Annotated in this window: 9 protein-coding genes; 5 read left to right on the top strand and 4 right to left on the bottom strand. The window is 70.7% G+C overall.

Annotated features, from left to right (window positions below; translation table 11 throughout):
- Nucleotides 1-73: 73 nt before the first annotated feature.
- Entirely contained in the window at nucleotides 74-829 is a 756-nt protein-coding gene (locus LY13_RS13830) for a thioesterase II family protein (RefSeq protein ID WP_253828828.1), read from the top strand.
- A gap of 60 nt (nucleotides 830-889) precedes the next feature.
- Here the strand turns inward: LY13_RS13830 and LY13_RS13825 are convergent, their stop codons facing one another.
- The 3 genes from LY13_RS13825 to LY13_RS13815 all read right to left on the bottom strand — a co-directional run bounded on the left by LY13_RS13825 (nucleotide 890) and on the right by LY13_RS13815 (nucleotide 6,735).
- Nucleotides 890-3,682 (bottom strand): helix-turn-helix transcriptional regulator, encoded by a 2,793-nt coding sequence (locus tag LY13_RS13825; RefSeq protein WP_253828827.1) that lies wholly within the window; start codon nucleotides 3,680-3,682, stop codon nucleotides 890-892.
- Nucleotides 3,683-4,073: 391 nt separating this feature from the next.
- On the bottom strand, nucleotides 4,074-4,727 hold the full coding sequence (locus tag LY13_RS13820; protein WP_253828826.1) for a response regulator transcription factor: 654 nt from the start codon (nucleotides 4,725-4,727) through the stop codon (nucleotides 4,074-4,076).
- A gap of 127 nt (nucleotides 4,728-4,854) precedes the next feature.
- The gene (locus LY13_RS13815) at nucleotides 4,855-6,735 is read right to left on the bottom strand and encodes a sensor histidine kinase (protein WP_253828825.1); all 1,881 of its coding nucleotides are present in this window, start codon (nucleotides 6,733-6,735) and stop codon (nucleotides 4,855-4,857) included.
- A 90-nt stretch (nucleotides 6,736-6,825) separates the two neighbouring features.
- Here LY13_RS13815 and LY13_RS13810 point away from each other — a divergent pair, with 90 nt between their 5' ends.
- From LY13_RS13810 to LY13_RS13800, 3 genes are all read left to right on the top strand, one after another.
- Nucleotides 6,826-7,782 (top strand): ABC transporter ATP-binding protein, encoded by a 957-nt coding sequence (locus LY13_RS13810; protein WP_253828824.1) that lies wholly within the window; start codon nucleotides 6,826-6,828, stop codon nucleotides 7,780-7,782.
- Entirely contained in the window at nucleotides 7,779-8,618 is an 840-nt protein-coding gene (locus LY13_RS13805; RefSeq protein WP_253828823.1) for an ABC transporter permease, read from the top strand. Before LY13_RS13810 ends, LY13_RS13805 begins: the two co-directional genes overlap by 4 nt.
- 69 nt (nucleotides 8,619-8,687) lie before the next feature.
- Nucleotides 8,688-8,840 (top strand): hypothetical protein, encoded by a 153-nt coding sequence (locus LY13_RS13800; RefSeq protein WP_253828822.1) that lies wholly within the window; start codon nucleotides 8,688-8,690, stop codon nucleotides 8,838-8,840.
- Between the two features lie 158 nt (nucleotides 8,841-8,998).
- Here the strand turns inward: LY13_RS13800 and LY13_RS13795 are convergent, their stop codons facing one another.
- The gene (locus tag LY13_RS13795; RefSeq protein ID WP_253828821.1) at nucleotides 8,999-10,180 is read right to left on the bottom strand and encodes a macrolide family glycosyltransferase; all 1,182 of its coding nucleotides are present in this window, start codon (nucleotides 10,178-10,180) and stop codon (nucleotides 8,999-9,001) included.
- 287 nt (nucleotides 10,181-10,467) lie between these two features.
- On the opposite strand from LY13_RS13795, the gene LY13_RS13790 reads away from it, so the two are divergent.
- A partial coding sequence (locus LY13_RS13790; protein ID WP_253828820.1) for a type I polyketide synthase occupies nucleotides 10,468-15,002 on the top strand: 4,535 nt, incomplete at its 3' end.

The following is a 15,002-nucleotide window of genomic DNA, read 5'->3' as shown; positions in this document are numbered from 1 at the left end:
TGCGGGTTGCCCCGGATCGGCGGACTGCTCGACACTCGCTGGCGGCCGACCCGCCCGAAAGGACTGCCGAACCATGCCGAATGCGAACGCCTCCGACGGTTCCTGGATCCGGCGGTACCACCCGTCGGACAAGGCCTCCGCGCGGCTGGTCTGCCTGCCCCACGCCGGCGGGTCCGCGAGCTACTACTTTCCCGTGTCGGCGGCGCTGACGCCGGACGTCGAAGTGCTCGCCGTGCAGTACCCCGGAAGGCAGGACCGGCGCAGCGAGCCGTGTTTCACGACCATCACGGACCTCGCGGACGCTGTCGTCGCCGAACTCGATGCGTGGCGGGACCTTCCATTGGTCCTGTTCGGACACAGCATGGGCGCCACGCTCGGCTACGAGGTGGCGCGCAGGCTGGAACGTGCCGGCGGCCCGCCGCAGGCCCTGTTCGCGTCCGGACGGCGCGCTCCGTCGACACACCGGGACGAGCGGATCCACACGCTCGACGACGAGGGCATCGTCGACGAGCTCCGCAAGCTCGACGGTACCCACGGCGCCGTTCTCGACGACCCCGAGCTGCGCGAGATGTTCCTGCCGGTGATCCGCGGTGACTACACGGCGGTCGAGACCTACGTCCACGTACCGGGTACCGAGCTGAGCTGTCCGATCCACGTACTGCTGGGCGAGGACGACCCGCGTGCCTCGCTCGACGAGGCCGAGGCATGGGCCGGACACACGGACGGCGAGTTCTCCCTGACGACCTTCACGGGTGGGCACTTCTACCTGGACGACCATCGCGACGAGGTCGTCTCCCTGGTCACGGAACGGATCGCGCAGTTGGCCTGAGCTCACCGGCCCCGGCGGCCGACTGCTCCACCGGAGGCGGGCGCCGGGGCCTGCCGGCGCTCAGGCCGTGTCGGTGAGGCGTTCGGGAGTGCCGACCGAGAGCTCGGTGCGCCTGCTCACGTTGAGTTTGCGGTAGACCCGGGTGAGGTGCTGTTCGACCGTGCTCACCGTGATGAACAGTTTGTGCCCGATCTCGCGGTTCGTGTGACCGAGTGCGGCGAGTTCTGCGACCCGGCGTTCGGCGTCGCTCAGGGAGGACAGGCCGTCCCCGTCGGCCCGGCAGGGTTCCGCAGCGGACGTTCGGTCGTCCTGGTCGGGCAGCAACCGAGCACAGGTTCGTGCCGCCCCGCAGTCGCGGGCGAGGCTGAGCGCCTGCTGCGAGGCCATGCGCGATCTGCCGTGCTCGCCGAGTGCGTGGTGCGTCCGGCTCAGTTCGGTCAGTGCCAGCGCCAGCTCGAAGCGGTCGCCGGAGTCACGCAGCGTCTCCACGGCCTCCCCGATGACGTTCGGCCGCCGTGAGGGCTCGGTCGTTGCCGTCAGCAGGCGCAGGGTGATTCCCCGCATGCGCGCGGTGCCCGCTCGACCGAGCTGTTCGTCGAGCAGGCGCCTGGCCTCCCCGCCGCGTCCGAGGCGGAGCAGTGCTTCGGCGGCACCGCCGCGCCACGGCAGGAGGGCCGGCACATCCGTTTCCCAGCGGCGAGCGAGTTCACCGCACGTGGTGAAATCCGCCAGCGCGGCGCGCGGGCAGTCCGCCGCCAGGTAGTAGCGGCCGCGCGCATACAGGTAGCGAAGACCGAACCTGGTCCGGAACATCGCCTCGGGCACGGGCGTGCCGAGCGCGTCCGCGGCCTGGTCGAGTTTGCCCATCGCCGTGCGGGCGAGCAGCAACGTGGTCAACGGCGCACCGAGGACGACTCCCCAGCCTGCGGGATCGATGGCGTGCAGCGCGGTGGTGGCGTGGTCCTCGGCCGCGGCGAGGTCGCCCTGTCTGCGGTGCATTTCCGCGAGGACCGCGGAGAACAGCGCATGCCATGTCGCCGCTCCACGCCGCGCGGATTCGTCGGCGAAGGAGCGACACCGGTCCAGACCCAATTCCGGGCGGTCGGCGTACACCAGTGCCATCAGTGAGCACACGAGCGGCTCCGCGGATGAGCTGTCGAGACGCATCGTGCGCAGCACCTGCTCGGCATCGCGCATCGCCGATCCCCGGACGTCGTCGGTGGCCGCGGCGTCGCACATCGTGGCGAGCGCGCCGGCCGCCCAGTGCCGTTGTCGCTCGTCGAGCGGCAGCACCGTCTGCGGTCCCGAGCCGTCCACGGACTCCAGGAGAGGTGCACAGTCGAACGAGTCGGGGAAGCACTGCTGTGACACCCGGAGGTCCAGGACGGCCTTCCTGTTCGGCTGTTCGCTCGTCGCCAGCCGTGCGACCGTCGCTTCCGCCTCGGCCAGGTGGCCGTGCCAGAGCTGGAACCTGGCGAGAACTGCGAGGTGACGTGCGGACAGGCGGCCGTCGCGGGCGGCGTCGTCGAGCGGGGCGAGGTGCCGTGTCGCGACGGCTGCGGGGTTGGTACGCCACTTCAGCATCGCCTGGCGGATCACGATCTCGTCGAGGTCGTGCGGGTCGGTGCAGCCGTGCCGGGCCAGGTCGAGACATGCGGCGGCCCTGTCGACGTCATCGGCGGCCAGTGCGTGCTCGGCCTCGGACTTGAGGACGGGCACCGCCCACGGGGCGGTGGCGTCGCCCGCCACGAGAAGGCCGTCCGCGATCGCCGAAGGGTCGGCGTCCTCGTCGTACAGCAGTCGGGCCAGTTCGAGGTGCAGTTGCGCCCGATCCTCCGGCGTCGACCCATCGAGCACGGCCTCCGGTGTCGCGCAGTGGCGGAAACGACCGTGCTCCACCAGGCCCGTCGTCGCGAGCAGCTCCAGATACAACTGTGCCGAGCCCGAGCGGATGCCCAGTAACCTGCCGAGCCGGGACGGGGTGGCCCACGGCCCCAAGGCCGCCAGCGCCCGCGCGAACTCAGGGGCCCACTCGCCGGTCCGGTGCAGGCAGGCGAGTACGGCCCTGCCGAAGGCCTGGCCGGTCACCGGCTCGTCCGTGCCGGAGGCCGCGGTGGCCTCATGATGCCGGTCCTCGATCAGTGCCCGCAGGATCAGCGGGTTTCCCCCGCTGGTCCGGAGATAGGCGTCCGTCAGTCCTCGTCCCGTACGCTCGCCGAACTCTGCGACGAGGATCTCCGCGACGCCTTCCCGCGAGATCGGGTCGAGCTGAATGCGCCGGTAGTGCGGCTGGCGGGACAGCTCGACGTAGAACACCGGGTCCGTCTGGTAATGGGACTGCGACTCGGCCAACACCATGAGCAGATTCGCGGTGCGCATCCGACGTGCCAGGTGCAGCAGCACCTGGATCGACGCGGCGTCGGCGAAGTGGACGTCGTCCACCACGATCACGACGGGCCGCTGCTGCGCCACACCGAGCAGGATGCTGGCGAGCCCGTGCACGATGCGTGCCTGCGCGGCACAGAGCCGCGTCCGCTGCGCGTCGTCGGGGGCGCTGTCGAACCGGACGTCGTCCAGATATGCGGCGGCGTCCGTCTCGGCCTTCGGGGGCAGGTCCGGGTTCGTGAACAGTTGTGTCGCGACGCCGAAGCAGAGTGAGGTCTCGGCACTCGCGCCCGTCGCGTTGAGGACCAGGGCGTCCGTCTCCGCGGCCCGGTCGCTGAAGGCGTGCAACAACTCCGTCTTACCGAGACCGACTGCGCCCGTGGCGAGGACGACACGACCGCCGGTGGAGCCGCAGTCGTCGTGGAGTTTCCGGAGCTCGTCGAGTTTCGTTCGCCGTTCCGTTAGCACGTAGTAAGCCCCCAGGGACAGGAATGACCATGACGATCCTTGACACAGCGGAAGAACCACAGCCGGATCCGCGCTGAGGTCCGGACCGTGGTTTCACCGCGGCAGATCGATTGGGCAGCAGAAAACATAGCACGAAAGAGTGAAACCGATCAGGTGTCTCACTGCTTCGTTATCCGGTGCGGACCCGACGGACACGGCAATGTCGGGCAGGGTATGCCGGGTGTTCTTCCGGGAGGAGGAAAGGCCAGCTCAGCTCGTCGACGGGAGGAATACGCGGTTTCTCGGACATTCATCGGAAGGGCATCCGAGCCGCCACATGGTCGGCGGCCGGGTTCCCTACGATGGTTCGTACCATTGCGGATCGTCCTGTGATACGGCCGAAGGCGACCACTCAGCTTCGATTCCCGTCGAGATAGGCGAGCACCGCCAGAACGCGGCGATTGTCGTCGGGGGAGTCGGCGATGCCGAGCTTGGCGAAGATGCTGGTGGTGTACTTGCTGATCGCACCGTCGCTGAGGTGCAGTCGCTGCGCGATCGCGGCGTTGGACCGCCCCTCCGTCATCAGCTCGAGCACCTCCCGTTCGCGGGCGGTGAGCGAACCCAGCGGCTCCTGCCGGTTGCTGCTCGACAGCAGCGCGGAGATGACGTCGGGATCCAGGGCGGTGCCACCGGCCGCAACCCGGTTCAGTGCGTCGATGAACTGCTCCCCGCCGAGCACTCGATCCTTGAGCAGGTAGCCGATCGCTCCGCCGCCGTCGGCCAGCAGCTCGTGCGCGTACAGCTGCTCCACGTGCTGTGACAGCACGAGCACCGGTAGGCCGGGCGTCTCGCGCCGTGCCGCCAGCGCAGCGCGCAGTCCCTCGTCGGTGAACGTCGGGGGCAGACGCACGTCCACGATCGCCAGATCCGGCCGGTGGGTGCGCAGCGCGGCCGCCAGTTCGCCACCGGAGGCCACCGCTTCCACGATCTCGAAACCGCGTGCTTCGAGCATGTGGGTCAACCCCTCCCGCAGCAGCGGCAGGTCTTCGGCCAGCACGATGCGCACGGGCTCTCCGATTCACGAGCGGCTTGTCAACGGGCGGACGTCCGGCGGCCGGCGCTGGGCCCACCGGACGGCGGCGACTCGACCGCACGCAGGACGTCCGACAGCGAGAGCTTAACGCCGCCGCCGTTCACCTGTCCTGCCAGCTTTCGCACGGCACGCACAGCGACACGACGGTCGGACCGCCGGGAGGGCTGTCCACGGTCACGTCTCCGTCGAACACCGCCAACCGCCTGCGCATCGCGTTCAGCCCCGTGCCGCGGTCCGGATCGACGCCACCGTTTCCCGCGTCCTGCACGGACGCGTGGAGCAGGCCCGCCTCGAACCGCACATCCAGTGCCGCGGCGTGGGCCCCGGAGTGTTTCGCGACGTTGGTCAGGAGTTCACGCAACGCGAAGTAGACGGCCGACTCCACGGCTGCTTCCGCACGCCCCGGGTAGTCCACCGTCACCGTCACGTCCAGCGGGGAGTCGAGGGCCAGTGCCCGTACGGCGTCGGCCAGCCCACGCTCCGCCAACACGGGTGGATGGATCGTGCGCACGACGGTGCGCAGATCGGCCAGCGTGCCTGCCAGTCTGCCGCGGGCGTCGGCGAGCAGTTCCTTCGCCCGGTTCGGGGCGTTGTCCACGAGAGCTTCGGCGGTGTCGAGCTGCATTCCGAGTGCGACGAGACCGGCCTGCACCCCGTCGTGGAGGTCCTGCTCGATCCGGCGCAGCTCGGCCACCTGCGCCCGAGTCGCGTCGTCCCGCGAATCGGACAGTCTGCGCACCTGCCATGCCAGCGACGCCGCACCGGTCGGGCCGAGCAGTGCGGCGCCGGCGCGGCCGTATCCGTGCAGCGCGTGCGGTGCCAGGAGCAGTGCCGCGACAGTCATCACCGATCCGGCCACGGGACCCCACCACGACGGCCCCGGCGCCCCGAGCGCCGTCCATGCTGCGGCGGGGTCGTAGTCCAGCCACCACTGTGTCGGCAGGAGCCAGAGCCACGGCCACACCAGGCCGAAGGCGCCGTAGGCGGCCGCCGCGACCAGTAGCGCGGCGCCTGCGCCGGTCACCGGTTGGAGCGCGAGCCACACGAGGTCCCGCCAGGTGGCCGGATCGCGCAGCACCCACCGGTACCGCTGTGCCCGCACGACCGGTGCGGCCGAGTCGAACAGCGTCCGTCCGAGTACGTACAGCCCGTCACGCCGCGGCCGTGGCGGATCGGGCGGCGGCAGGTACGGCTCGGTGAGCTCGGTGCGCGCCCACCGGGCCACCAGCGGCCGCTGCGCGGTCACGGCGGGACGCACGAGCCGTTGCGCCCACGGCAGAGCCCACGCACCGGGCAGGAGCGACACGAGCACGACGGCCGTGAGGACGACACCCGGTACGGCGAACAGCGCCACCGCGACCAGCTCGATCAGCGCCACGACCCGTGTCCACAGTGCGCGGGACAGCGATGCCCGGCCGTGGCCCGCCGCGGGACCCAGCAGGCGTGCGGACCACCGGCCGTACAGCCGCAGCCCGGGCGGGCCGCACAGCAGGCCGGCGGGAACGGCCGCCAGTGTCCACGGCGAGTGCCACGACAGTGCGATTCCCGCGACGACCAGCGCCGAGGGCAGCAAGGCCGTAACGGCGACGACCGGGGCGGCCAGCAGGAACACCGAGTCGCGGCGAGTGGCCGGGTCGTTGCTCAACCAGGTCAGCCGGCGTTGCCAGGCGACCAGCCGGGGGGAGTCGTACAACCGGTTGCCGTAGCGGTACTGGCCCTGCGCGTTCGGCCGGGGCGGCTCCGGAGGCTCCCGGTACGGCGACGGCACCGGAATGCCGCACCAGCGTGCGACTCCGTGCCGGGTCAACGCGGTGAACCGGCGTGCGGCGAGGATGGCAGGCAGGTACCCGGCCATCGCGACCAACGACGACACCAGCAGGACGACCGGCCCCGGCAGGGCCAGCAGGCCCAGAGCCAGGCCGCGTCCGCAGGCCAGCGCGTACGACGCGGGCCGTGCGACGACGGCGGCCGCGACGCCCATCCCGACCAACCCCTTACGACGACCCCTATCTTTCGCCGGGGTGCTCCTATTTCCGAACTGCCGTCCGTGTCGAGAACGTACCTTGTCGGCGTGACCGAAGCCGTGGCAGTCGAAGACCTCCGCAAGAGCTATCCGCACTCACCGGTGGCCGCGGTCGACGGGCTCAGCTTCTCGGTGTCCGAGGGCGAGGTCTTCGGACTTCTGGGCCCGAACGGGGCGGGGAAGTCCACCACCGTCGGCGTACTGACGACCCGGGTGACACCCACCGGCGGCCACGCTCGCGTAGCGGGCGTCGACGTCGGCGCCGATCCTGCGAGAGCGCGCAAGGCTCTCGCAGTGGTGTCGCAGCGCAACAACCTCGACCGCGGGCTCGACGTGCGGCAGAACCTGGTCTTCCACGCCGCTTACCACGGGGTCGGCCGCGCCATTCGCGCCCGGTTGGCCAACGAGATCCTCGAACGCATGGGCCTCGCCGAGTACGCGGATTCCCGTGTGGACTTCATGTCCGGGGGACAGGCACAGCGGGTGATGATCGCCCGCGCGCTGATGCACCGTCCCCGGGTGTTGTTCCTGGACGAACCGTCGACCGGGCTGGACCCGCAGTCGCGGCTGTTCGTCCACGACAGGGTGGCCGAGCTTCGCGAGCAGGGCGTCACCGTGGTGCTGACCACGCACGACATGGACGAGGCCGAGAAGCTCTGCGACCGCATCGGCATCATCGACCACGGCAGGCTCATCGCTCTCGACTCCGCTCCGGCACTGACCAGGACGCTGCCGGGTAGCACCACGATCACCGTCACGGTGAGCCTGGGGCGGTCCACGGGCGAACAGGTTCAGGCGGCGCTCAGCGGTGTCGGCGACGTCGAGCGGGTCGAGAAACTCGCGGAAGGGCAGTACCGGCTCTACGCCGGTGCGGAGTCCGACGACGTGCTGCCGTCGGTGCTCAAGGCGTTGACGGAGTTGAACTGCCGGATCACCGACCTGTCGGTCGGCACGCCGAGCCTCGAGGACGTTTTCATCCATCTGACCGGCCGGGAGCTGCGTTGACCCTGATCGAAGACCGGCCCCCGGTGGAACCCGTCGAGGCCACCGTTCCGCCGCACACCGCGGCCGACACCCGCCGGGCGTTCCTGTCCGTGCTCGGCCGCGACGTGTTCGTCACCGGCAGAGAACTGCCGTCCTTTCTCGCGCAGGTGGTTCTTCAGCCACTGTTCACTTTGTTCATCCTCGGTACCGTCCTCGGCTCTCTCGGCTACGTCACCGGGGATTTCGGCCTGATCCTGCTCCCGGGTGTGATCGCGCTCGCCGGTTTCGTCGGTGCACTGCAGAACACCGCGCTGCCCCTGACGCTCGATTTCTCGTACACCAGGGAGATCGAGGACCGGCTGCTCGCTCCACTTCCCATGCACTGGGTGGCCGTGGAGAAAATGGTCTTCGGCGCCTTCCGGGGCCTGCTCTCCGCGCTGTTGATGATCCCGTTCGGGTACCTGTTGCTCGACGACGTGCACCTGCCGCTCGCGACACTTCCCGCGGTGCTCGGGGTCTGCGTGCTGGGGACATTGCTGGGTGCGGCGGTCGGCATGACGCTGGGAACGTTCGTGCCCCCGCACCGGATCGAGATCATGTTCGCCGTCATCCTCACGCCCGTGATGTTCACCGGTGCCACCCAGTTCCCGTGGCCCGCGCTGGACTCCCTGCTGTGGTTCCAGATCGTGAGTGCGCTGAACCCGCTGACGTACTTCAGCGAGGCGCTGCGCGGGCTGACGCTCGACGGGGCGGTGCCCGCCATGCCGTTGTGGGTGTCGTTGTCGGTGCTCGTGCTGACCCTGGCCGCATTCGGCGCCGCGGGTGTGCGGGGATTCCGGAACCGGGCCGCCGACTGATATGCCGTCCGCGGCGTGATCGTGCCGTGATAACTTTCGACCGCCGCACCGCCGATGAAAGGGACAGCAATGGGTGAGCGTTGGTTGGGACTGCTCGGTCTGCTCGGGTTTCTGGGGCTGCTGGGATTCTCGAACCCCTGGTTTTTCCTCTTCGCCTTCTTCTTCCTGGGTTTTCTGTTCTTCCTCATCAAGCCGAAGGGACAGTCGGAGGAAAAGGCCTGAGCCGTTGAGGTCGTGACAACAGCCCCCGGGGCCGACGGTCCCGGGGGCTGCGTTGTCTGCCCGCGGGACCGTGCACACGACCACCAAGCCGGGCACCGGTGCGTCCGGCACGGGCGCCGCTGTGCGAGAGGCGCCGCTGTGTCAGGGGCGACGCCGAGCTACAGGGCGTGTTCGATGATGTCCGCCGCCCGCGCGGCCCCACCTGCGGTGGCCATCTCCTCGCGGAACCGTGCGATGTCCCCGGCCATACGCTCGTCGGCCAGTGCGGCCCGGGTCTCCTTCACCACCGTCTCGCCGGTCACCGTCGCCGGGTCCACCAGACGGCCCACGCCCTGGTGTGCCAGCAGTTCCGAGGCGTACTCGTTCTCGACCATCTGCGGGACGAGCACCAGCGGAGTGCCGTAGTGCAGTGCCATCAGCGCGGTGCCGAATCCGCCGTGGTTGACGCATGCGTCGGCGTGGCTCAGCACGGAAGGGAACGGGAGCCAGTCGTGTGCGGTCACGTTGGGCGGCAGCGGGCCCAGGTCGGCGCTGAGGTGCCCGGTCGCGAGCATGACGCGTTCGGGCTCTCCGGCGAACGCCTCCGCGCAGGAACGGAAGAACTCCGGCCTGTCGTTGAAGGCCGAGCCGAGCGAGATCAGGACCAGTGGGCCGTCACCGGCAGGCGGGACGAAGGGTTCGGATTCCGCCGTGGCGTCGAGACACGGGCCGACGAACGCGAAGCGGTCGTCGAAGGTGTCGCCCGCCAGTTGTGCGGACCTGGGCAGGAACACGATGTTGCGCTCTGCGACCTCACCGAGGAACGCCGCCACGTCGGTGCCGGCCGGCCCGTTGTCGGCGAGCAGTTGCACCAGCCGCAGGTGGAACTCGACGAGGCTCGGATGGTTCGGATCGACCGGGTAGCGCTGTGCCGCCAGCGCGTCGATCGAGAACCGCTCGTGGTTGGCGAACGTGGGGCAGGTCCGCACGCCGGGAACGTCGAACTCACGGGTCAGCAGCTTCCCCGTGGCGAACATCGTCTGGTCGTGCACGACGAGGTGTGGCGGATCGGCGCGCAGGGCGCGGACCGCGGCGCTGTGGGCGGCCTCGTTCTCGCGAAGGTAGGTCAGCGGTACCTGTGCGAGCGTGTCCGGTGACATCTCGGCCGGTGCGGGGTTGCCGGCCACGTACGAGCTGTACGGCACGGGTGTCGCACCCGCGTCGGCGACCAGCCCGGCCAGCTCGTCGCCGACGACGTAGGTGACGCGGTGGCCCCGTGCGACGAGTTCCGACACCAGCGCCAGCGTGGGCCGCACGTGCCCGTGCCCGGTGATGCTGACGAAAGCGATGTGGGAACCCACGAATCCACCTCTGCGCAACGAAAATCCTGGTAACCGAGGTCCTACGCTAGCACCGCACGTGCTCGTGGAGGGATTCGCCGATACGACGCAAGCACACTGTTATCTCGGAACCGGCTGTCTCGAAGCGATGTCAAGGGCGTCCGCGACCCGGTTTAGGGGTGCGTAGGGGTGTGGGCGTGCCCGTCGCCGCTCGTAAGTTCTGCACACAGTTCTGTGCGGACGGCGGCCCTGCGGCCGTGTCGGTACGTGCGGTTCCCGGGTGGTCCTGCGAGAGGAGGGGCGGCGGTGTGAGAAGCGGTGCGTTTCCCGGCGGGGCCGTGGCCGTCGTGGGCCTGGCGTGCCGCCTGCCCGGTGCCGCGGGGCCGACCCGGTTCTGGGACTCGCTGCGCACGGGCACCGACGCCGTGCGGGACGTGCCCGTGGGCCGATGGGCGGACGCCGCTGTTCTCGGACGGTATCCCGAAGGCGTGCGCAGGGGTGGCTTCCTGTCCGAAGTGGACGCGTTCGACGCGGACTTCTTCGGTCTCTCACCGCGGGAGGCCGCGGCGCTCGATCCGCAGCAGCGGCTGGTGCTCGAACTCGCCTGGGAGGCGCTCGAGGACGGGGGCATCTCGCCGGAGACCGCCGCGCGGCGCCGGACAGGTGTGGTGTTCGGCGCGATGGCGGACGACTACGCGGCGATCAGCCGAGCGAATGCGGGTGCACACACGCTCACCGGCCTCGCTCGTGGCATGGTCGCCAACCGGGTGTCGCACGTGCTGGGACTCACCGGCCCGAGTCTGACGATCGACGCCGCCCAGGCGGGTTCCCTCGTCGCCGTTCACCAGGCGTGTGCGTCGCTGCATCGCGGCGACACCGACACGGTGCTGACCGGCGGTGTCCACCTGAATCTGACGGCGCTCGGCAGCGCGGTGACCGCCGAGTTCGGAGCGCTGTCGGCGAGCGGCCGTGCCTACGTGTTCGATGCTCGCGCGGACGGATACGTGCGCGGCGAGGGCGGCGTGGTCCTGGTGCTGCGGCGAGTCGAGGACGCGCTGGCGGCAGGCGACCGCGTGTACGCGGTGCTCGCGGGTGGTGCTCTCAACCACGACGGCGGCGGCGAGGGGCTGACCGTGCCGAGGGCGTCCGCTCAGGCGGACGCGATCCGCAGGGCACACGAGGATGCAGGTATCGACGAGTCCGATGTGGACTTCGTGGAACTGCACGGGACCGGGACTCGTGCAGGGGACCCGGTCGAGGCCGCCGGGCTCGGCGAGGTGTTCTCGGTGCGTGCGGAGCCGTTGCCGGTCGGTTCCGTGAAGACCAACATCGGCCACCTCGAAGGTGCCGCCGGTGCGGCCGGGCTGCTGAAGACCGTGCTGGCGGTGCACGGGGGTGATCTCCCACCGTCGCTCAACTTCGGCGAGCCCAACCCGGCGATCGACCTCGACGCGCTGAACCTGCGCGTGGTCACCGAACCGGAACCGCTCCGCCCGGAGGCGATCGCCGGCGTCAGCTCGTTCAGCATGGGCGGTGCCAACGCGCATCTCGTCGTGCGCGGGGTGGAGGAGGATTCCGCGGCTCACGCCGGCGGCAGTCACGGCCACCCCGACACGCTGGTGCTGAGCGCGAGGACGGCCTCGGCACTGCGTGCCCTGGCCGCGCGGCTGCGGGGCGAGCTCGACACCGTGTCGCTCGCCGACGCCGCCACGACCCTCGCCGAGGGACGCGCGCAACTGCCGCAGCGGGCCGTCGTCGTCGCCGCCGATCGCGAGACGGCCACGCGCGGGCTCGACGCGCTGGCCGAGGACCGCCCCGCGCCCTCGGTGGTCCGTACCGGGCAGGCGGACGGCCACGTGGGTTTCCTGTTGCCGGGGCAGGGTGGACAACGACTGGGGGCGGGCAGGGAACTGCTCACCGTCCCCGCCTTCGCCGACGCGTTCGGGGAGGTCGCCGCCGCCGTGGACCGGCACCTGCCGCGGCCGGGCGTACGCGACGTGCTGCACGGCGACGATCCGGCACTGCTGGACGACACGGCGTGGGCACAGCCCGCCCTGTTCGCCCTCCAGGTGAGCCTGGCGCGACTGCTCGAACACTGGGGTGTGCGACCGGACGTGCTGGTCGGCCACTCGGTCGGCGAGTTCGCCGCCGCCGAGATCGCCGGGGTGCTCACGCTGGACGAGGCGGCCGAACTCGTGGTGACCCGCGGCAGGCTCATGGCCGAGCTGCCCCGCGGTGGCGCCATGGGCGCCGTCGAAGCCGACGAGGACGAGATCACCGCCGACCTCGTGCCGGGCGTCGACCTCGCCGCCGTCAACGGTCCCGGCGCCGTCGTCGTCTCGGGGGACGAGGACCCGGTGGACGCCCTGCTCGCCCGCTGGGCCGCACGTGGCCGCCGCACGAGCAGGTTGCGGGTCAGTCACGCGTTCCACTCGCATCGCCTCGATCCAGTACTGGACCGTTTCCGCGCGGCCGCGGCGACCCTCACGCACCGCACTCCGTCGGTCGACGTCGTGTCGACGGTGACCGGCAGGTCGTGGGGCGTCCCCGACGCGGATTACTGGGCCGACCACGCTCGCCTGCCGGTGCGTTTCCACGACGCCGTCACGGCGGCCGTCTCCGCGGGCACGACGACGCTGCTCGAACTCGGCTCGGGCGGCGCCCTCACCGCGTCGGCCGGTCTCGACGGCGTGGCTACGGCACCGCTGTTGCGGGAGGGCAAGGACGAACGCATCACCGCCCGCGCCGCCGCCGCACTCGCCACCGTGCGCGGAACGGACTGGTCGCGGTTGTCCGGTGGCGGGCGCCGGGTGCAGCTGCCCACCTACCCGTTCGAACGGACGCGGCACTGGGCGGGCGAGGCCCGTTCCGTCACCGCCGATTCCGTTGACACCGCTTTCGTTGACGCAGCTTCCGCTGACGCGGTGCCGTCCGAACCGCCGCCGTCCGAGTCACCGCGGGCCGAGTCGCCCCAGTCCGAGCCACCGTCGCCTGCGCGAGCGGCTCCGGCGGTGAACGTGCTCGACCACGTGGCCGACGTGCTGGGTTACGACGACCCGGCGGCGATGGATACCGCACGGACGTTCCGGGACCTGGGTTTCGACTCGGTCATGCTGGAGGAGTTGCGCACCCGGTTGTCGGGCCTCGGCCGGGACATGCCGTCCACAGTGGTCTTCGACCATCCGACACCGCAGCTGCTCGCCGACTGGTGGGCATCCGGCGACGACGCCGAGCCCGGCCGTCCACGGGCGGAGATCGACCCGGGAGAGCCCGTCGCCGTGGTCGCCATGGCCTGCCGGGCGCCGGGCCACGTGGACACCCCCGAACAGCTGTGGGAGCTGGTCCGTGACGGCCGCGACGCCGTCGGTGACGCCCCGGACGACCGTGGCTGGACCCTGGACGGTGTGCGCGGCGGATTCCTGGCCGACGCCGCCGGTTTCGACGCCGACCTGTTCGGCATCTCGCCGCGCGAGGCGTCCGCCATGGAACCGCAGCAGCGAATCCTCCTGGAGCTGGCGTGGGAGGCCTTCGAACGTGCGGGCGGGGTTCCTGCCGGTACGACGGGTGTCTTCGTCGGCGCGATCCCGCAGGACTACGGGCCACGCGCGCACCGGGCCGGTGACGAGGGCGGGCACGTCCTCACCGGTACCACCACCAGCGTTGCCTCCGGGCGTATCGCCTACCAGTTCGGTCTCGGCGGTCCTGCGCTCACCGTCGACACGGCCTGCTCGTCGTCGCTGGTCGCGCTGCATCTGGCCGTGCGGTCGCTCCGCAGCGGTGAGGTCGACGCCGCGTTGGCCGGTGGTGCCACCGTGATGAGCAGCCCTGGCATGTTCGCCGAGTTCGCCAAACAGGGCGGGCTGGCGCCCGACGGGCGGTGCAAGGCGTTCTCCGCCGACGCCGACGGCACCGGCTGGGCCGAGGGCGCCGGACTGCTGGTGCTGCGCAGGCTCGCCGACGCCGACCGTGACGGCGACACCGTCCTCGCGGTGATCCGCGGGAGCGCGGTCAACCAGGACGGCACCTCGAACGGTTTGACCGCCCCGAGCGGCGTCGCACAACAGGGCGTCATCCGGTCCGCACTGGCCGACGCCGGTCTCGTTCCGTCCGATGTAGACCTCATCGAGGCGCACGGTACGGGCACCCGGCTGGGCGATCCGGTCGAGGCGGCCGCCCTGATGGCGACCTATGGTGCGGATCGCGCGGAGCCGGTGGCGCTCGGCTCGCTCAAGTCGAACATCGGCCACGCCCAGGCAGCCGCGGGCGTACTCGGCGTGATCAAGGCCGTGCAGGCCGTACGGCACGGCGTACTGCCCGGCACGCTGCACGCCGAGACCCCGACCCCACACGTCGACTGGTCGGGCGTGCGGCTGCTGTCCGCACCCGGCGACTGGTCGGGCGACCGGACACGGCGGGCGGCGGTGTCGTCGTTCGGCATCAGCGGAACCAACGCTCACCTCGTGCTGGAGCAGGCCGGTCGCGGCACCTCCGACGCCGCGGAGAACGGCGAGACCGATTCTTCGTCCGCAGGGTGGGGACCGGTGCTGTGGCCTGTGAGCGGACACACGCCGGAGGCACTGGACGCACAGATCGCACGGCTCGCGACGGTCGAAGGGGATGCTCTCCCCGTCGCACGCGCGCTGGCTGCCCGAACACCGTTGGCGTACCGCGCGGTCGGCCTCGGCACGACCGCCGCCGAAGCCCTGACCTCGTTGCAGTCCGGAATCGTGCGCGGCTCCGCGCGAACCGGTCGTGTGGCGTTCGTGTTTACGGGTCAGGGCAGTCAGCGTGTGGGTATGGGTCGTGGGTTGGCGTCGGTGTTTCCGGTGTTTGCGGAGGCGTG

This window comes from Prauserella aidingensis, assembly GCF_024171865.1.
GTDB classification, from domain to species: Bacteria; Actinomycetota; Actinomycetes; order Mycobacteriales; family Pseudonocardiaceae; genus Prauserella; species Prauserella aidingensis.
Note: the sequence above shows the minus strand (reverse complement) of the source record. Positions and strands in the feature narration are given on the sequence as shown.

What these genes read in the sequence shown, in the direction of transcription:
- LY13_RS13830 (WP_253828828.1), top strand. Translation starts at nt 74, where the DNA reads ATGCCGAATGCGAACGCCTCCGACGGTTCCTGGATCCGGCGGTACCAC.
- LY13_RS13815 (WP_253828825.1), bottom strand. Translation starts at nt 6,735, where the DNA reads ATGGGCGTCGCGGCCGCCGTCGTCGCACGGCCCGCGTCGTACGCGCTG.
- LY13_RS13800 (WP_253828822.1), top strand. Translation starts at nt 8,688, where the DNA reads ATGGGTGAGCGTTGGTTGGGACTGCTCGGTCTGCTCGGGTTTCTGGGG.